Origin of the sequence: Arcicella sp. BE140, assembly GCF_031456255.1 — a bacterium.
Taxonomy (GTDB): domain Bacteria; phylum Bacteroidota; class Bacteroidia; order Cytophagales; family Spirosomataceae; genus Arcicella; species Arcicella aquatica.
Map to the genome: position 1 here is coordinate 14,738 of NZ_JAVDUE010000012.1, position 19,512 is coordinate 34,249.

General features: G+C 35.8%; 15 protein-coding genes. 6 read left to right on the plus strand and 9 right to left on the minus strand.

The window, feature by feature from the left end:
• The first annotated feature begins 12 nt into the window (after positions 1-12).
• The 3 genes from J2Y60_RS16545 to J2Y60_RS16555 are packed head-to-tail and all read left to right on the plus strand — an operon-like array spanning position 13 to position 2,895.
• Entirely contained in the window at positions 13-468 is a 456-nt protein-coding gene (locus J2Y60_RS16545) for a hypothetical protein (protein WP_309921084.1), read from the plus strand.
• 12 nt (positions 469-480) lie between these two features.
• Positions 481-960 (plus strand): hypothetical protein, encoded by a 480-nt coding sequence (locus J2Y60_RS16550; RefSeq protein WP_309921081.1) that lies wholly within the window; start codon positions 481-483, stop codon positions 958-960.
• A 42-nt stretch (positions 961-1,002) separates the two neighbouring features.
• Positions 1,003-2,895 (plus strand): auracyanin family protein, encoded by a 1,893-nt coding sequence (locus tag J2Y60_RS16555; RefSeq protein WP_309921078.1) that lies wholly within the window; start codon positions 1,003-1,005, stop codon positions 2,893-2,895.
• A gap of 72 nt (positions 2,896-2,967) precedes the next feature.
• On the opposite strand, the gene J2Y60_RS16560 is transcribed toward J2Y60_RS16555, so the two are convergent.
• Together J2Y60_RS16560 and J2Y60_RS16565 are read right to left on the minus strand one after the other, a co-directional pair.
• Positions 2,968-3,456: a GNAT family N-acetyltransferase gene (locus J2Y60_RS16560; protein WP_309921075.1), complete on the minus strand. Its 489-nt coding sequence runs from the start codon at positions 3,454-3,456 to the stop codon at positions 2,968-2,970.
• 12 nt (positions 3,457-3,468) lie between these two features.
• Complete coding sequence (locus tag J2Y60_RS16565) at positions 3,469-3,870, minus strand: DUF983 domain-containing protein (RefSeq protein WP_309921072.1); 402 nt, start codon at positions 3,868-3,870, stop codon at positions 3,469-3,471.
• Positions 3,871-4,023: 153 nt separating this feature from the next.
• Here J2Y60_RS16565 and J2Y60_RS16570 point away from each other — a divergent pair, with 153 nt between their 5' ends.
• Positions 4,024-5,112 (plus strand): hypothetical protein, encoded by a 1,089-nt coding sequence (locus J2Y60_RS16570; protein WP_309921069.1) that lies wholly within the window; start codon positions 4,024-4,026, stop codon positions 5,110-5,112.
• Between the two features lies 1 nt (position 5,113).
• Here the strand turns inward: J2Y60_RS16570 and J2Y60_RS16575 are convergent, their stop codons facing one another.
• The 6 genes from J2Y60_RS16575 to J2Y60_RS16600 all read right to left on the minus strand — a co-directional run bounded on the left by J2Y60_RS16575 (position 5,114) and on the right by J2Y60_RS16600 (position 13,087).
• Positions 5,114-6,343: a glycosyltransferase family 4 protein gene (locus J2Y60_RS16575; protein ID WP_309921067.1), complete on the minus strand. Its 1,230-nt coding sequence runs from the start codon at positions 6,341-6,343 to the stop codon at positions 5,114-5,116.
• A 49-nt stretch (positions 6,344-6,392) separates the two neighbouring features.
• Positions 6,393-7,025, minus strand: a complete 633-nt coding sequence (locus tag J2Y60_RS16580) for an LON peptidase substrate-binding domain-containing protein (protein ID WP_309921065.1) — start codon at positions 7,023-7,025, stop codon at positions 6,393-6,395.
• Positions 7,026-7,065: 40 nt separating this feature from the next.
• On the minus strand, positions 7,066-7,638 hold the full coding sequence (locus J2Y60_RS16585) for a gliding motility lipoprotein GldH (RefSeq protein WP_309921062.1): 573 nt from the start codon (positions 7,636-7,638) through the stop codon (positions 7,066-7,068).
• Positions 7,616-9,190, minus strand: a complete 1,575-nt coding sequence (gene ricT / locus J2Y60_RS16590; protein ID WP_309921059.1) for a regulatory iron-sulfur-containing complex subunit RicT — start codon at positions 9,188-9,190, stop codon at positions 7,616-7,618. Before ricT ends, J2Y60_RS16585 begins: the two co-directional genes overlap by 23 nt.
• A gap of 57 nt (positions 9,191-9,247) precedes the next feature.
• Positions 9,248-10,528, minus strand: a complete 1,281-nt coding sequence (gene purD, locus J2Y60_RS16595; protein WP_309921051.1) for a phosphoribosylamine--glycine ligase — start codon at positions 10,526-10,528, stop codon at positions 9,248-9,250.
• A gap of 204 nt (positions 10,529-10,732) precedes the next feature.
• A complete protein-coding gene (locus J2Y60_RS16600) occupies positions 10,733-13,087 on the minus strand; it encodes an ATP-dependent DNA helicase RecQ (protein ID WP_309921047.1) in 2,355 nt (784 codons plus the stop codon).
• 107 nt (positions 13,088-13,194) lie between these two features.
• Between J2Y60_RS16600 and J2Y60_RS16605 the strand changes: the two genes are divergently transcribed.
• Entirely contained in the window at positions 13,195-14,163 is a 969-nt protein-coding gene (locus J2Y60_RS16605) for a KpsF/GutQ family sugar-phosphate isomerase (RefSeq protein ID WP_309921044.1), read from the plus strand.
• Positions 14,164-14,448: 285 nt separating this feature from the next.
• On the opposite strand, the gene J2Y60_RS16610 is transcribed toward J2Y60_RS16605, so the two are convergent.
• Positions 14,449-15,426 (minus strand): HNH endonuclease, encoded by a 978-nt coding sequence (locus J2Y60_RS16610; RefSeq protein ID WP_309921042.1) that lies wholly within the window; start codon positions 15,424-15,426, stop codon positions 14,449-14,451.
• Between the two features lie 418 nt (positions 15,427-15,844).
• On the opposite strand from J2Y60_RS16610, the gene J2Y60_RS16615 reads away from it, so the two are divergent.
• Entirely contained in the window at positions 15,845-19,099 is a 3,255-nt protein-coding gene (locus J2Y60_RS16615) for a T9SS type A sorting domain-containing protein (protein WP_309921039.1), read from the plus strand.
• Positions 19,100-19,512: the final 413 nt, after the last annotated feature.

Here is a 19,512-nt window from a genome sequence, read left to right on the forward strand (position 1 = left end):
ATTTGATTTGTCATGAGTGAATTTGAATCATCGAACCTCCAATTATCAAGAGGAAATAAGTCACCCGTCTCGACTAATGGCCTTTCATTGTATGATGAATATGGTTCGATAGCCTATGGTATTATCCTTCAGATAGTGCCTCAAAATCAAATAGCACAAGAAGTAATGATTGATTTATTTGATTCATTAACGGTAAACCCCTGTGTAGAAAACAAAGTAAGCATAGCTGTATGTATTATCAGAAAAGCGAGAGAAAAGGCATTGATCTATAAGGAAAAGCTTGAAGTAGGAGCTTCTACTGTTCAGCAATTTAGTACTGAATCAGCAATAGAGCAATCAAAAATAATTTTTGATTTATCCTTTCGTCAAGGAAAAACAGCTGAAACAATTGCTGACTATTTGGACATTCCCAAGGCCAGAGTATATAAAGCTATCAGTGAATACTTCAAAACTTTTCGCCACTCTTAATTGAATACCATTGTGAAAAAACAAGAATACATACAAAGCGGAATACTAGAAAGCTACTTGTTAGGCATTGTTTCTGAAGAAGAACGAAGAGAAGTAGAACAACAAGCATCAATTGACAAAGATATTGCTGAGGCTCTGAAAGTGTTGGAAATAGACATTACTGATTTTTATACAAAAAATGCTGTTCCACCACCACCGATTATTAGAGAAACCATTGCTTTGAATGCACAACATGCAGAAATAGTTAAATCGGCTCATTATCAGCAAAAGTATTCATCAGGGCAACAAGCTACTCAGGATGAACAACCGCGATATTTAGAAGTTGAGGTAAACGATACGCATATCAAAGTACATAAATATTGGCGTCCAGCTTTTATAGCAGTCTTTATTTTATCAAAGGTTTTTTTAATATCAGCCTTATATCTTTATTTCAAAGCGGATAGTTTAACTAAAGAAAACGAACGTTTGAAACAAGAAATTAAGCTTAAATAAGCGTTGATTATTTTGTTATCAAAATAAATTAATTTCAAAAAAATGAAAATAGCATTAAAAATATTGCTTTCGATGGGTCTATTGGGTTGTGTTACTCAAAGCTCATTTGCACAAGCGAAACCAAAGCCTTTTACAGAAGAGGACTTTTACGAAATAAAGACAATTGCCATTCCTGACGAAATAAAATTAGAAGCAGGTGGAATTGCTCCGATGCCCGATGGGCGTGTAGGTGTTTGTACGAGAAGAGGTGAAGTTTGGATTATTGAAAACCCCTATCAGTTGAACGGAACCAAACCAAGCTATACGCTTTTTGCGAGTGGTTTACACGAATCTTTAGGCTTGGCTTATTATAAAGGCTCATTTTACTGTACGCAACGAGGTGAATTAACCAAATTAACCGATACCGATGCCGATGGTAAAGCCGATATTTATGAATCTGTAGCCAACTGGGATTTATCTGGAAATTACCATGAGTATTCGTATGGCCCAGTTTTCGATAAAAATGGTGATATGTACCTTACTTTCAATGTGGCATGGGTAGGTTATGGCGAAGGTAAATTAGCTAAATGGCGTGGATGGTTAGTAAAAGTAAAACAAGACGGAACACTTGAGCCTATAGCAACAGGTTTACGCTCGCCAGCAGGTTTTACGATCAATTCTAACGGTGATGTATTGTATGGTGAAAATCAAGGCGACTGGGTGGGGTCTGGTAGAATTACACATTTAGAAAAAGGAGACTTCGCAGGGAATGCAGGTGGATTGTTCTGGACAAAAGAGCCAGACTCACCATTGAAATTAACAAAGGCTGATATTCCAGATACTGGCGAACCAATGTATGAAGCCGCTAAAAAAGTAAAAGCGTTGAAATTGCCTGCTGTTTGGTTTCCACATGCTTTGATGGGGATTTCGACTGCCGATATGATTGAAGACGAGACTGGTGGCAAATTTGGACCATTTCAAGGACAATATATTGTTTTCGACCAAGGACAATCAAAAGCAATGAGGATGTCTTTAGAGAAAGTAAATGGTAAATATCAGGGTGCTTGTTATCCTTTCCGCGAAGGTTTTCAGTCGGGTACAGTGCGTGCTAGATGGGGAAATGATGGCTCTATTTTCGTAGGAATGACTTCAAGAGGTTGGGGGTCTACTGGAAAAGCCTTGTTCGGTATCCAACGTTTAGTTTGGAATGGAAGAATTCCTTTTGAAATGAAAAACGTTCATGCGATGCCAGATGGCTTTGAAGTAGAATTTACACAACCTGTAGATTTGAAAAGTGCTGAAAACTTAGCTAGTTATGAACTGAAAAGCTTTACTTATAAGTATCATCATCAATATGGTAGCCCAATTATCAATCAGGAGGCAACACCATTGAGAGGCGTAATTGTCTCGCCAGATCGCCTGAAAGTACGTTTAGTAATGGATAATCTACGCAAAGGATATATTCATGAAATATTGGCTTCGGGCTTAGTGAATGATGAAGGTCAGCCTTTATTACATGATATTAGCTACTATACGTTGAACGATATTCCTACTGGCGAATTGGCAAAAATAACAACGAAGGCAGCTCCAGTGGTTGCACCTGCTAAACCTGCGACTTTACCTGTAAAGAAGGAGAAAACAGTAGGAGCAAACATCCCTGTTGATAGCAAACAGGTAGCTTCATTATTGAAAAAACACGCTTGTACAAGTTGTCATGCAGAAGCTACAAGAGTAGTTGGCCCTCCGTTCACAGAAGTAGCCAAAAGAAATTATACAAACGAGCAAATTTTAGAATTGGTGTATCATCCAAAACCAGAAAACTGGCCAGATTATGCCACTGAAATGGCATCGATGACACACGTGCCTAAAGCTGATGTATTGAAAATTGCTTCTTGGATTAATTCATTAGGAAAGAAACCAAAAGTAGATTTGAACAAAATTGAGAATAGAGATTAAGGTTTTATAACAAAATAGCGGAGGTCAGAAATTTAAATTTCTGACCTCCGCTATTTTGTTCCTTATCCAACACTACTCAAACGATTGATACATCACATAGGTATCTACTAAGCCTAATTGTTGATGATTAAATGCCTTGGGAATAGTACACATAATTTGAAACCCAATATTTTTCCACAGCTTTACCGCATACTTATTGGTGCTGACTACAATATTAAATTGCATGGCTTTGAAGCCCAACAATTTAGCTTCTTGTAAAGAATGTTCCCCCAAAAATTTGCCAATACCTTTTCCTTGAAAACTTGGATGAACCATGTACGAGCCATTGGCTACATGCGAGCCTAAATCTATTTGGTTAGGCTTAATAATATAAGTCCCACAAATTACGCCATCTTCTACTGCCACATAAGTAAACATATAATCAGCAAACCAATGTTTGGCTAGGGCTGATTTGGGGGTGCGAGGGTCAATTACATAGGTATCTCCAGAAGCTATTACTTGATGAAATATTTCCCAAATACCATCATAATCTTTCGTAATATCAGCTTTCCTTATTTCCATAATTTACAAAAGCTATCTTGGTTTATATTTTACAAAACCAAATAAATGAATGAATATAGAGCGCGAAGCTCTGAAATTAAAAGGCACAGCAGCCAACGAAAGCACTGTGATTGGAATGATATAATAGAGAATTGGAGGGTCGTTGAAAATAAAGAAAATAGCAACGCCTAAAAGTGCTAAGAAACCCACATTGATACCATAGCTAATAAACATGGCACCATACCAAAAACCGGGTTCTACTTCAAAACGTAGGTTGCAAACAGGGCAATTGTCGTGCATTTTATCAAATTTGTTAATTTGCCAAAACGGATACATAAACATTTTGCCTTCTCTACACTGTGGGCATTTTGCTTCAATAATGGCTTGAATCCTAGAATGTTTTACATCCAATTTTAGCTTAGTACTATCTTCCATATCTGTTTAATTTATATTGACAAAGTTAAGCTAATTCAATAAAAACTCAATTTTTATACTACTTGCTTTCGTGATTATCGTTTTGATGAATAATAGTATGGCAGAATAAAGTAATTTTGAATACCCGAATAGCTCATTTTAATAGCAAAGTATATGTCTAATACAAATAACCTAATTCTTACCCAACAACCAGATAAAAATCTCTCTAAACTCCAGAAACAGTTTAATGCTTATGTACAGAAAATTGATGAATTGAAGCTAAGGCTTATAACAGATAAACAACAAATTGAAATAATTACCAGTACTATTCAAAAAGAGGTAGCCCCACTTGAAAAAAAGCATCTATCCAAAATTGCCGACTTAGTATTTGTTTTTGATAAACATCATGATGACCCTTTTTTTAAGCGTAAGGAGAAAGAAAAAATAGCCCATTTTATTTTAGAGAAATCTGTTGAATTAATTGAGAGGGCAGGGGTTGAGGAACTGATTCCAATTTTTAATAAATATAATGAGACTGGAACCTACGAGGAACTTAGCGAAGAATATGAAAAGAAAAATGTAGCATCTATTAAGGATACCATGCGATATGAATTTGGACTTGAATTAAGTGAAGAAGAGTTAAAGATTGATAATGCTGAGAAATTAGAAGAACTATTTGAACAAAAGCTGACAGAGAAACAAGCGAGTGAGGAGGCAAAAAAAACAGCAAAACAAAAAACAGCAAAACAATTAGCAAAAGAAGAGAAGCTAAAAAAAGAGGCTAACAATATCAGTAAATCAGCACGAAGTATTTATACAGATTTAGTAAAAATGTTTCATCCTGACCGTGAACAGGATGAAGCCGAACGGGCACGTAAAACCGAAATTATGAAGGAAATAACGGCTGCTTATGAAAAAGATGATTTGTTTGAATTGCTCAGACTGAAAATAGCATTGACAAGTACTAATATTGCATCGCTAACGATGGCCGATGAGCAACTGAAGTACTACAACAAGCTATTGAAAGAACAAATAAATGAGTTAGAGGCAAGTCTGTGGGAACTGCATAATCAAGCTACAATTACCAATAATGGCAGTAGTTTATTTCAACGTTTTGGAGGAGATACTAAAACGATGAAGATGAAATTTAAGAAAACTACCAATTACTTGAAACAAATGATCAATGAATTAGACAGAAATATTGATGTCTTAAGATTCAAGGAAAATATGCGAAGATTCCTAAAAGACTATTATGCTGATTAGTTTATAGATTGACCACTTCATTCAAGGCCAGTGCAAGTCTGTCTGAGCCAGCCTGTAAAGACCAATTCTTACGGACGTTCGTCAAAGCAAAATCAGCCATTTCTTTTCTAAGCTCTTTGTCTGTAATCAACTTTTCAATATAATAGGCTAGCTCACTTGCTTTATTATTCGTTAAAAAGCCATTTTTGCCATGAATTACAGTTTCACGCACACCTGCTTCGGCAATAGCCACTACTGGTATGCCACAAGCATTGGCTTCTAAAGGAGCAAAGCCAAAAGGTTCTAGTTTAGATGTGTATACCAAGCATACTGCATTGCTAAGTAATTGTATTAATTCACTATCAGAAACCATTTTCTTTAGCTCAATCTCTACGTTTAGCCCTTTAGCTAGCTTTTGCATTTCTTGCCAATATTCCTCAGTAGCCATATTGCCTATCCAGAGTAACTTCGGTCTGTTTTGTTTAATTAAGCCCAATGCTCTAATGGCAAATTCAGGGTTTTTATGTGTCATGAAACTTCCTAGCCCGACCACATAATCATTTTGACTAGTACCATCAGTTGACGGATGAAATAATTCAGTATCAACCCCCAAATAACAAACTTCGGAAGGTAATCCATACACTCGCTGACAACTTTCAGCAGAGAAATAAGAATTGACTAACACTTTATTAAAAGCATCAAAATTTATCCGTTCTTCCCGTACAAACATACGGAACCTATTTAAACGCCATGCACTAGCAAATGTATGAGTCCAGTATTGTAAACTAAACTTACTCTGTGACCTATCAGGTGCTTCCCAAACTTGTTTTGGCATGGCTTCGTACAAAAAGCGCATTGGTTCGCCTAAGTACAATACCTTTGGTATTTTGATGAATTTGCCGATGAAGGGAACGGCATAATATGAACAGCTATTGGCAAAAAGTACATCAAAATTACCAGCATGAATTTCATTAGCACATTGTTGACAGTGCGCTTCCATGGCAAGCATATTGGCTTCTTTTTCAAAAAATAGTAAAGATATTTTTTCTTTAAAACTAGGATTAAGCTTAGTATGAGTTACGGGTACTGAATGAAGAATTACTTCTGAGGGCAATTTCATAAAACCACCCGCATCAGGATTTACCGCCCAAACTTCTACATGATGTCCACGTTCTACTAAACCTTGAATGTGATACTGTAAGGCTCTGCTACCTCCACCACTATGTAAATTATGCCAAACAGCAATTTTCATTTTTTTAATAGTTATAATGTTTATATAGACGATAGAATCTGATTTTACTTCAGAATGTCAATGGGTCTAAATTCTTGAAATGCCCATTCATCCTAATTCTTTCTTTTGTTTTTTCTATTTCTTGCAATACAGTGATTACTCTTTCCAGATGCTGTATTAAAAAGCCTTGTCTTTCTGCTTCGGTTGGCATTTTTAGTAATTGGTATTCTTCTTCCAAGGATAACCCAATTTTATGGGCTATTTGATAGGAGTAAGGCTGGTCTTTATTGATGTCGAAAGTGTTTTCTTCTTCTAGCAATTTGTATAATACCTTTACTCTTTCTACTAAACCAATCATTACTATTGGGCGGACTTCCACTTCGGGCAACATTTCTAAAACCCCTCCAGCATACATTTTTAGCTTGACGGGATTCTGAAAGTCAATAATTCTAAAGGTTCTTATTCCCTCGGTTTTGATGTCCATTCTTCCATCATCGTATCTTTTTGATACTGAAATGATTTTTACTTCAGTACCAAAGCCCGGTAATTTCCCATCAATAAAAGTTGGAATACCAAAGGTATTATCATTGTCCAGACATTCATTGATTAATTCGCGATAACGAGGCTCGAAAATATGAAGATTGAGGGCCTCCATTGGATAAACCACCAAATTGAGCGGGAATAAAGGAAGAAATTTTTGCATGACTAAGTTATCTCGTTACGATTACTTATCGATTTAAAAATTAATGAGCTACTACTTTTTCAATCGAAAAGCCTGCACTTATGATATCCAATAGTGGGTCTTGTCGCATATACTGACGAATCTGGATTTTGTATTTCCCATTTTTAGGAAAATGAAAATCTTTGAAGACTAATACTTTATGGTCGTAAATATCGCCTAGTCCTTCGCCTAAAGAACGTCCAGAAGTTTGGTCGAACAAGATTACTTCATCCAATTTTTGATGAATTATTTTTCCTGTTTCTGTCGTTAAGTAATGCGTCAAGTACAAATTATAGTAAGGATAAGAGCGATTGTTACGAATGGTATAAAAAACATTATAAGCTGATACTGAGTCTTTTACTTCAAAAGTAAAAGTTGGGGCATCTTTAATAAACCATTTTGCATCAGGAATATCGTAGTTTTCCTTTAAGATGGTATTGGTATCACAAGATGAAAGTGTGAATAAACAAATGGTTAACAAAGCCATGATATAATGGTTCAGACGCATGGTGGGCGTGCTGAACCATTGTTGAATAGCTTTGTTAACCAAATATTTTGTACTCGACATATCGCTAAACTGCTTTGCTATCGTCATTGTTACGGTTATTGTTCCGATTTTGTGGCGGACGATTCTGTTTTTGATGATGGGGCTTTTTATTTCCCTGATTGTTATTATTATTATTCGTTTTAGCTGGCTGAGCACCTTTGTCCAGTGGCTCCGACGCATTAGCATTAGGCTGTTGATTACCTTGCTGTTGTGGTTTAGGGCCTTTAGGATGCTGAGGTTTATGATTATTTTTAGGATGAGTACCCTTTTGTTGCTCTTGTCCTTTTGCTCCCTGTTGTTTTGGCTGTTGAACAGGCTTTTCTTGTTGTATTGCCTTATCCTCAGTTTTTACAGGGCGTTGTTCAGCCTTTATTTCTCTTTTTTCTTGTTTGAATTCTTTACGTTCAGGACGAGGGTTGTCTTTTTTCTCTGATTTGAAGTCAGGACGGTCGCCTTTTTTCTTATCAAAGCTTTTCTTACCACCGTTTCCGCCGTACTTTCTGTCCATTTTATCTAAATCTGCATTTAATGGACCAGTACCTTTTTCGATTTCTAGTTCAATTTTTGCAGACTCAGCACCATCGATAGACTGTGGTTTTACGCCTCTTTCGTTCAAGGTCATAATTTCCTTTACTCTATCAACCGTTACAGGAATCCAGTTACTTTCTTCGCCTCTATAACCAAACCACATTACTCTTTTGAAAATATCCGTTTTCTGTAAAAAAGCTTCACCCTTTATCGTTTGAAGAGATTTTTCAATTGTCGGAATATCTTTCAAAGCATCCATATAAGTTTCTAGTTCATAATTCAAGCAACATTTAAGTCGCCCGCATTGACCAGAAAGTTTTACAGGATTCAAGGAAAGGTTTTGATAACGAGCCGCCGAAGTAGTTACGTTTTTAAAGTCAGTCAGCCAAGTAGAACAACACAATTCTCGCCCACATACGCCAATACCACCAACTCTAGCAGCTTCTTGACGAAGGGAAATTTGTTTCATTTCAACCCTAACTTTAAACTCGCTCGCAAGCATTTTAATTAATTCTCTGAAATCCACACGGTCGTCAGAAGAATAATAAAAGATAGCTTTGGTATTATCAGATTGAAACTCTACGTCCGAGAGCTTCATATTCAATTTTAGTTCCTTGATAATTTCACGGGTGCGATACATCGTAGGGTAATCACGTGCAACGGCTTGGTCGTGCTTTTCAAGGTCTTTATCATTGGCTTTTCGGTAGATAACTTTTATTTCCTCGTTATCTTTTAGGCCTTTCTTTAGCATTTGTAAACGCACAAGCTCGCCTTGTAAAGATACAAAGCCAAGATGATGCCCACTTGGAACATCAACGATTACAGGGTCGCCAGCATAGAGTTCAATTTGATTAGTGTTTCTGAAATATTCTTTTCTACCACCTTTAAATTTTACTTCTACCACATTGAACTTACTAAAAGTAGGAATATCCATATTCGACAGCCAGTCGAACACGTTCATTTTATTACAACCGCCCGTACCGCAAGCACCGTTGTTCTGACATCCTCCAACAGCACCACCGTCTTTATTTTTAGTCCCACAGCTTCCTGAGGAGCAAGATTTACATCCCATAATTTAAGGAGAGAATGAAAAAAACATTCTACTTTATGTGTTTATAAATAAGTATGATTAATACCTCAACACATCTAACCCAATATCTTTTCGATAATATTTTCCATCAAAAAGCACATCTTGGGCAGCTTTTTGAGATTTTTGAATGGCTTTCTCTAAGGTATTCGACATGCCTGTCAATGCCATTACTCTACCACCATTCGTGAGTACTAAATTATTGTCTAGTTTAGTACCAGCATGAAAAATTGTAGCTTCTTTGATTGAATCATAGCCCACGATTACATCACCTTTTCTATAGTCATTCGGGTAACCACCAGCTACAACTACCGTAGTAACGGCATGTTGTTTACTTACTGTAAAGTCGGCCTCATGCAATTCATTTTTGGCAGTGGCAATCATTAAAGCTAAGAAATCAGACTCAATTCTTGGTAAAACCACTTCTGTTTCAGGGTCGCCCATTCGAGCATTATATTCAATTACATAAGGTTCGCCTTCGTGATTCATTAAACCAATAAAGATAAAACCATTGTATTTTATGCCTTCAGCTTTTAGACCAGCCAGCGTAGGTTTGATTACCTGAGTATCTACAGCCTCCATGAATTTAGCTGTAGCAAATGGCACAGGGGAAACCGCACCCATACCACCAGTATTTAAACCTGTATCGCCTTCGCCAATGCGTTTATAGTCTTTGGCTTCAGGTAAAACTTTGTAAGAATCTCCGTCTGTTAATACAAAAACAGATAATTCTATGCCTGTTAAAAACTCTTCAATAACCACTTTGCTACTAGCATCACCAAATTTTGCGTCAACCAACATTTCGGTTAAGGCTTCTTTGGCTTCGTCTAGCGAAAGGGCAATAATTACTCCTTTACCAGCGGCTAGTCCATCGGCTTTTAATACGATAGGTAGCTTTTGGTTTTCTAAATATTTTAAACCGTCTTCAAGGGTATCTTTGGTAAAAGTCTGCGATTTCGCTGTCGGAACGCCATACTTTACCATAAAGTTTTTCGAGAAATCTTTTGACCCTTCCAACATTGCTCCATGAGCATCCGGACCAACCATCAGAACGTGTTTTAAATCCTCTCTCGACTGAAAATAGTCTCTTACTCCTTTCACTAAAGGCTCTTCAGGTCCCACAATTACTAACTCAATACCATTTGTTAAAACGGCTTCAGCTATTTTCTCAAAGTCATTATATGAAATAGGCAGATTTGTAGCAATTTGTGCAGTACCAGCATTACCCGGTGCTACAAACAATTTATCACAAAGAGTACTCTGGGATATTCTCCAAGCAAAAGCGTGTTCACGTCCGCCAGAGCCTAAAATTAGTGTATTCATTTATTGTTATTTTCTTGTGTTTCAATGATTAATTACCGCATAATCATTGAAACATTCCATTAAGCAATTTTATTGATTGATTCTTAAGGATTTGCCTAGTACCCTTTTAAGTAACTTATCTAAAATAAACAACGTGTTGTTGTGTGAATAGTTAAATATTGTATGCCATTGCATTAAACTACAGCGTAAAACCGCTCACAACTCTTAATTCGCTACTTCACTCAAAAACTTAATTCTCATCAATCTCAATTCTTCTTCGGTAATATCATCAATATTACATTCTTCCAAGGCCACTGCGATATTGTCAGATTCAGCCTCCATGAAATATTCAAAAATTTCTTCTTGTTTATCAGGCTCAACCACTTGGTTGATATAATAATCAAGATTTAGTTTAGTACCAGAATAACAGATATGTTCGATTTCTTCAATCAATTCAGCCATCGAAAGCTCCTTCTGGTCAGCAATGATATCCAAATCCACTTTTCTATCAACCTGTTGAATGATATGAATCTTGATTTTTGATTTATTTACAGCCGATTTCACAACTACTTCCGTAGCAGTTTCAATCTCGTTATCTTCAACGTACTTTTTGATTAAGTCAATAAACTGACGACCAAATTTTACAACCTTACCCATACCCACACCATTAATCTGAGCCATCTCATCTTTGGTAGTAGGGTAAGTGGTTGCCATTTCTTCAAGCGATGGATCTTGGAAGATTACATACGGAGGAAGATTTTTTTCTTTGGCTAGTTTTTTACGAAGGTTTTTCAACAATTCAAATAATGCTACATCATACGAACCACTGCCCGATGCCGCTTCTTTTTCTTCGTCTTCTTCTATTTTCTCGTTTTCATAATCGTGGTCTTTTGAAAGCGTTAATGGATAAGGGTCTTTCAAATACTCTTTTCCTTTTTCAGAAACTTTCAATACACCATAATTCTCAACATCTTTTTCTAAGAAACCTAATACCGCTATCTGACGCACCATCGAAACGCATTGTTCAATCGGTTCAGGCTCAGCATTTTTTCTACTCTTAGATTTTGCTGCTGGTTTTGCTTTCTTTTGTTTCGGAATTGGATTTCCATCCTCATCTTCTTCGTCCGAAAATTCTACTTCGTCGTCATCGTCATCATCGTCGTCTTCGTCCTCATCAGCATTCAGTTTGAACAATGATTTAGCTTTTCCGAATGTTTCAATTTTGTTGTGTTCATAACTGCCCACATATTGGCTTTTATAACCCATCAAAATATCTGCGATATGCTGTGCATCAAAACGCTCACCTGTTAATTCAACCGTTTTTAAGGCCAATACTACAGCTTCTTCTACCTTATATTTTGGTGTTGGTTTGTTACAGTTGTCACAGAAACCACAGTCTTTATCAACATGTTCACCAAAATAATTTAATAACTGACGACGGCGACAAGTACCCAAGTTGGCATAATGTACCATTTCATGCAACAGCATACGAGCAGTATCGCGCTCAGTAATGGTTTTATCCTTGTTGAATTTATCTAACTTGTTGATATCTTCTTTCGCATAAAACATGATACAAGTACCATCCAGACCATCACGACCAGCTCTACCAGTTTCTTGGTAATAGCCTTCTAATGATTTAGGAGCATCGTAGTGAATCACAAAGCGAACATCTGGCTTATCGATTCCCATCCCGAAGGCAATCGTTGCTACCATCACATCGGTTTCTTCGTTCAAGAAAGCCTCTTGATTAGCCATGCGAACATCACCATCTAAACCAGCATGATAAGGCAAAGCTCTTACACCATTTACATTAAGTAAATTGGCGATTTCTTCTACTTTCTTACGGCTTAAACAATAGATAATTCCCGACTTTCCATGATTGGCCTTGATGTATTTGATAATTTGTTTATCAATATCATCACGCTTCGCACGGATTTCGTAATAAAGATTTTTACGATTGAAAGAAGACTTAAACAGCCTAGCATCGTCCATGTTCAAGTTCTTTTGGATATCCTGCTGAACTTTTGGTGTAGCTGTGGCTGTAAGGGCAATGATTGGCAACTTTGTATTGATGCTTTCTACAATAGAACGAATACGGCGGTATTCAGGGCGGAAGTCATGCCCCCACTCCGAAATACAGTGTGCTTCGTCGATTGCTACAAAAGAGATTTTGGCTTGTTTTAAAAACGCTAGGTTATCCTCTTTGGTTAAAGATTCTGGAGCGATGTATAACAACTTTACCTCTCCGTTGATAACCGCATTTTTAACTTTCGTCATTTCAGCACGATTCAATGATGAATTCAAGAATTGAGCATTGATCCCAAATGCGTTCATTTGATCAACCTGATTTTTCATCAGGGCAATCAACGGAGAAATTACGATAGCAGTACCTTCCATCGCAATGGCAGGCATTTGATAACATAATGATTTCCCCGCACCCGTCGGCATGATGACAAAAGTGTTTTCGCCAGAAAGGGTGTTTTTTATAATATCTTCTTGTTCACCACGGAACTGGGAAAATCCAAAAGTCTCTTTGAGTTTTTCTTTTAAAAAGTCGGTGGTTTCTTGTGTAACACTCATTGTTTTTGAAACTTGTAAAAGGTTTTTTGATTAATATCGTGGTTAATAATCCTTTATCTTTGTAATAAATTTAACACAAAATCAGTCTTGAAAAACTGTTTCTAACATTGAAATTAGTAAAAAATATCCAATCAACTGCAAAAAAAGTTTTAGAGGAAGAAGCAAATGCAATCCTAAAAATTGTTGCATCAATTGATTCATCGTTTGAATCATGTGTAAATCACCTACTTAAGGCCAAAGGTCGCTTGGTGATTACTGGTATTGGCAAATCTGCAATTATCGCCCAGAAAATTGTGGCTACGCTTAATTCAACAGGAACGCCCGCTTTGTTCATGCACGCTGCCGATGCCATACATGGTGATTTAGGGATGATTCAAACAGAAGATACCGTAATGTGTATTTCAAAATCGGGCGATACACCCGAAATAAAAATTTTGATACCCCTTATTAAGCGAACTGGTGTAAAATTAATTGCAATGGTTTCAAATACAAGTTCTTATCTAGGTAAAAATGCAGATTTTATTTTACATGCCTATACGGAGAAAGAAGCTGACATTTTAAATCTTGCTCCGACAACCAGTACAACAGTAGCTTTGGCATTAGGAGATGCCCTTGCAGTATGCTTATTAGAATGCCGTGGATTTAATAGTGATGATTTTGCCAAATATCACCCTGGTGGAGCCTTAGGCAAGCGTTTATACCTGAAAGTATCAGATATTTACCCTAATCATGGATTGCCCCTAGTATCCGAAAATGCAAGTATTAAAGAGGCATTTTTAGAAATTAGTTCTAAAAGATTAGGTGCAACAGCAGTAGTAAATCAGGACAACGACTTACTAGGTATAATTACGGATGGTGATGTACGAAGAATGTTAAACGTACATGATAATTTGGTAGGATTAACAGCGAAAGATATTATGACAGCCAAGCCAAAATCAATCAATGCCGACGCTTTTGCCGTAGAAGCTTTGCAACTGATGCAAGAGAAAAGTATTACGCAATTGGTAGTAGTTGAAAATAATAAACCCATAGGTTTTGTTCACTTGCATGATTTGTTGAAGGAGGGGTTGGTGTAGTAGGGGAGTGTTAATGAAGATAAATAATAATATACCCTCAATGTAATCGGTATTGCTTTGAGGGTAATAAAAGACATAGAAATTTATGATATATAGCTCTTGGAATAACTTGTGATTCAATAATGGTTTTGCAATACCGTACACATTTATACCAACTAAGCTTTGATTATTTTTGAAGCTATTAAACGTCTATTTCCATCTATTACTTCATATTTAAAATTATTAAGAGGAATTTGAAAACCAATCAATAATTTTTCGATGTTTATTAATTTAAAAATGGATATGTCATTTCTTGAAAATATTTGTTCTATGCCAAGCAAAATTCTCTAATGATGGCTGATAGTCAAGTTGTTGAGGTAATAAAATTGTTTTGCCTTCTAATTTATGAAAACTATAGTCACTTTCTTTATTTTCTCTAAAGGATTTTGATAAGATTATTTCGTAGTGGTCGTTTACGGCAATAAGTCCACGGTCGAAAGCACGGTGAAGATTTGGGCAAAGCGCTATTCCATTGGTTAATGTATTATCAAATGCAACAGCAAAAGGAATAATATGACAAGCATCTACCATTGAAATACCAAAAGAAGCTGATACTCTTAATGCAGACATAGCACAAGAAGTATCATAGATTTTTACTACTTCTCTTCTAAAAATAGTCCCTCTATTATATACTTCTATTTGATAAGTTTCGGGGTCAAGGCTTTTCTTTAAATCTTCTAATTTACTCTTATAAGCGATTGATGGCTCATAAATATCGTTTTTGAGATTATCAAAGTAAGTATCTTGCTCAAAAGAATCTTGTTTTAGTGTCTTGTTGGGGAAATAGGTTTTCAGTAGTACTTGTTTTAAGATATTTCTACTTTCCTGATTGAGTAGTAAAGTCGCCAAATTTATATCAATTATTGCATAAGCCACAGCAGCACTCAGATTACCAAAACTTCGCATTGAGCCAGCGTTTTCAATCCATAATTCACAACCTGCATTAGGCATTAATTGCCACCAATTCCCTTTTTCTCCAGTAAGATGAAAGAAAGGCAAAGCGAATCTTGGGTCGTGAGGCGTTGTTACTAACTGATTCCAAAAGAGAGAAAAGGAATGTGTAAGTTCGGGGGTGATATAAACCTTGTGGTCTGGGATATGTCCTAATTCGTACTCATGGATTAAGGCTATTAGTAGTATAGGTTTGTGAGGAGCTCCACCGTTTTTGTTATCACGGCGTAGATGAGTAAAAGCATGGATGAAATAATCTAAAATGTTGGACATATTTACATATTTTAAAGTAAAAATATAGTAAAAGATTAGCACTTTAAAGGCATTGAATAAATACTTCTGTATCATGATTTTCCAACTTGAATACCAAGTTAGTTTCAAATACATTTCATAATGAATAATAGTGCTATCGATTATAATGAAGATGAGCTTTAGGCTTTCATAATAAATGTACCTATAATATTAAGTAGTACCTAGTAACAGCTTAGAAAGCTGTGCTACAATCATACAATCAATATACTTCTTATTGATTATTAACATTTGATAATAAATCAATTTTATTGATAGATACTCAGTAATTTGTTGAATAAATAAATATTAATTTTCAAGTAGTATAAAAGAGATGAATGGTAAAAATATTATATTTGATGTGCAATGACTTCTGCATATTTCACTATTATATTTTAAAACAATGAAAAAAATTCTATTACTCTGTTGTACCTTATTCTGCTCTTTACACACTACCTTCTCACAAAGTACAAATCGTGTAAAAATCATCTCAATCAACCCTAGCGAAGACACTGGACAGGATTATTCCTCTTGGCTCACTGATAACCTAGACTCACTTGTTGAAAGTGCATGGACTAATAATGCCAAATGGGTTGACGTTAGGCTAACTTTTGAACATAGGAGTACTATTTCAAAGCTTTCGTTTTATGATTACACAGGTGTTTTTACAGAACATCCAGCTTCCATTTATGCTTTGAAAGATACTACGTTGACATTCCTTGGTTTATTTGATGGTTCTACTTACGATAATTTTGTCGATTTGAACTTAACAACTCCTATTATTGCCGACGCTATCGTTGTTAGAAAATTTGGCAATGATATCCCTCAGAAAATCAAAGTATTTGGTGACACAACACCCAATAGTCCGTCATTAAACCGTTTAAGATACTTTGCAATTACACCTAACATCAACACAGGGCAAGATTATACGCCTTGGCTTTCAGATAGTTTAGATGTATTAGTAGAAAGTTCGTGGTCGAGTAGCAACAGTGTTTGGGTTGATATAAAACTAACCCTTGAATTTAAAAGTATTATTTCAAAACTTTCATTTTTTGATTATACAGGTGTTTTTACTGATAGACCAGCCTCTATTTATGCTTTAAATGATACGACAAAAACATATTTAGGCTTATTTGATGGGTCAACGTATAATTCATTTGTTGACTTGAATTTGGCAAATCCGATTGTAGCCGATGCCATTATTGTTCGTAAATACGGCAATAATGTTCCTCAGAAAGTTAATGTTTATGGCAATCCTGTTAATGGAGCGGCCAAAGCAATTGTATCTGGATCAACAACTCCAACAACTCCAACTACGCCAACAGGTCCTACAATAGTAGGCACCAAAATCCCGATTGCCCCTAAAAGATGGTATCAACTAAACCATGTAGGGTATGGATTAGATGCTTTATTTGATGAAGATACAGAAAATGAGGTATTTACTGGATGGGGTAAAATCTTGGATAATTACGACTGCTACTATCCTTTAAAAGAAGGAGAAGTAATTAATATTCAAAGTGTAAAGTTTTATGATGGTTCTGGCACTCTGACAAACGAACCATTTAAGTTATATGGTATTACTGACCAATGGGAACGAGTACTCATTGCTACTTTTAAAGGGGAATCTTATAACCAATGGGTTGGGCCTAACCCAAATGATATTAATAATTTTGTGCTTGCAAATCCTTCTACTGCTAACTTCAAATATTTACTTATCAATTGTTATGGGGGATTTCCTAGAGAAATGGAATTGTATGGTACTTATACAGCAAGTACTGTTACTCAAACAAGTCCACCTTTGAAAAATATAAAAATGAAAGATGCTTTTGGTATCAATTCATTTGAATGGGATTTCTTAAAAGCCAGTGATGCTTCTTTACTTGATGAAAATAAAGTTCAGGCTTTTAAAGCGTTTACGGGTTTTCGTCAGTATATGGACTGGGAGAAAATAGAACACTTTGAAAATGTTTATACGTATAACCCATGCTTTAATGGAGGTTGGAATTATGATGCAATCTATGAACGTTGTAAGCAAGATGGGATAGAGGTTTTGCCATGTTTACAAGGGGTTCCTTACTGGTTTTTTAATACATATCCTGATACTACATATCATGATGGACAAATTGTTCCAGCAAGGTATGGCTATTCATACTCAGACCCTAATGCTTATAGAGACCAAGCACAAGTAGCGTTTCAGTATATTGCTAGATACGGAAGCAACGCTAATGTTGATACTACATTGCTTAGCGTTTTTGCTCAACCACGTTGGACAAGCGATAGCCCTAATGTGTTAAAAGTAGGTCTTAATGTGATAAAATATATTGAATGTGGTAATGAAAGAGATAAATGGTGGAAAGGACGTAAAGGCTATCAAACAGCCCGTGAATATGCGGCAAACTTATCAGCATTTTATGATGGACATAAAAATACTATGGGGCCAGGTATTGGTGTTAAAAACGCAGACCCCAACATCAAAGTAGTAATGGCAGGTTTGGCTTCTGCCGACCCTGACTATGTAAGAGGAATGATAGACTGGTGTAAGGAGTTCAGAGGTTATAAGCCTGATGGAAAAGTCAATTTATGTTGGGATGTAATCAATTATCACTTATATTCAGATAATGCTAATTCATCACAAAGTGGTTCTTCAACAAGAGCGGCTGCTCCAGAAGTTTCTTCGGCTTTAAATACCGCAAAAAAGTTTGTTCAATTAGCACATGATGAAGCCTACGATATGCCAGTGTGGATTACTGAATTAGGCTTTGATTTGAATCAAAATAGTCCATTAAAGGCTATTCCAATAGGTAGCAAATCTGCTCTTATCACTCAAGCCGATTGGGGGCTTCGTTCGGCATTGATGTATAATCGTTTAGGATTAGAAAGAAGTTTCTTTTATATGTTGTATGATTCAAACCCTTATAATCCTACTCAATTTGCATCTTCGGGTTTAATAGATTCACTAAGACATCGTCGTCCGATTGCTGATTATTTGTACCAAACAAAAAATCTAATAGGGAATTACGTTTACAAAGAAACGATTTCACAAGATCCATTGGTAGATCGATATGAACTAAACGGGAAATCTGCGTATGCTTTAATGATTCCAGATGAAATAGGAAGAACAGGTAATTATACTTTAGCTTTGGATAATATCAACGATATTAAAATCTATTATCCAAAAGCAGGAAGTGAAAAGATGGATAGTCTAAGTGTTACAGATAGCACTCATAACTTCCACTTAGCGGTAACAGAAACGCCTATTTTTGTTATTCCGGGACAATCAGTAGTTGCTAATAACCAAAATTACCAAGCTAACTATTCTTTGAATACGACTGCTTTAAGTGCAGGGAATAATAACGTATCTTTTTCACCAAAAGATGGCACTTCTACTACTAACCTTAATAGAGTTACTGCTGAAAGAAATACTGTATCGGTAGTTTATCCTAATCCAACGTCTGATATATTATATATTTCATCGAATACTTTGAATAAAGTTAGTCATGTGAAATTGCAAAATATGAGTGGTATTACTGTACTAGAATCTAATGCTATTTCAGCAGAAGGTATTAATATTAAACACCTCCCTTCGGGCAATTATTTACTTTCAGTTAACTTAAATGATGGTAAAATAGAAAATCATAAAGTAACTGTTTTGAGATAATTATTTTTAATAATTAAATGTATTATTAGTGTAAACATGAGTCATCCCGAATTTTAAAATCATAAAAAAGCGGTCGAAATTTGTTTTTCGACCGCTTTTTTATGATTGATGGGTATCGAATTCCTACTGTTTGAGCGAAGCGAGTTTAGGAATTCTTGATTTTTTTGTTACTTTTTGCATCAAGGCAAAAAGTAAGGACGAGAATAAATCCAAAAAACATTAAAATCTTTTAAAACTTGCTTTTCCAAGAGAAAATTCGGGATGACTCATGTTTACTGAAAAGTCAAAAAGAATTTATTTATTAAAAAGAATGAAACATTTTTTTTAATTCAGGGCTATCACCAATCAGACAATTTGCTAATCGCTACTTAAGCTTGAATCTGAGAAATTAATACGCTAATTTTAAAGTAAAA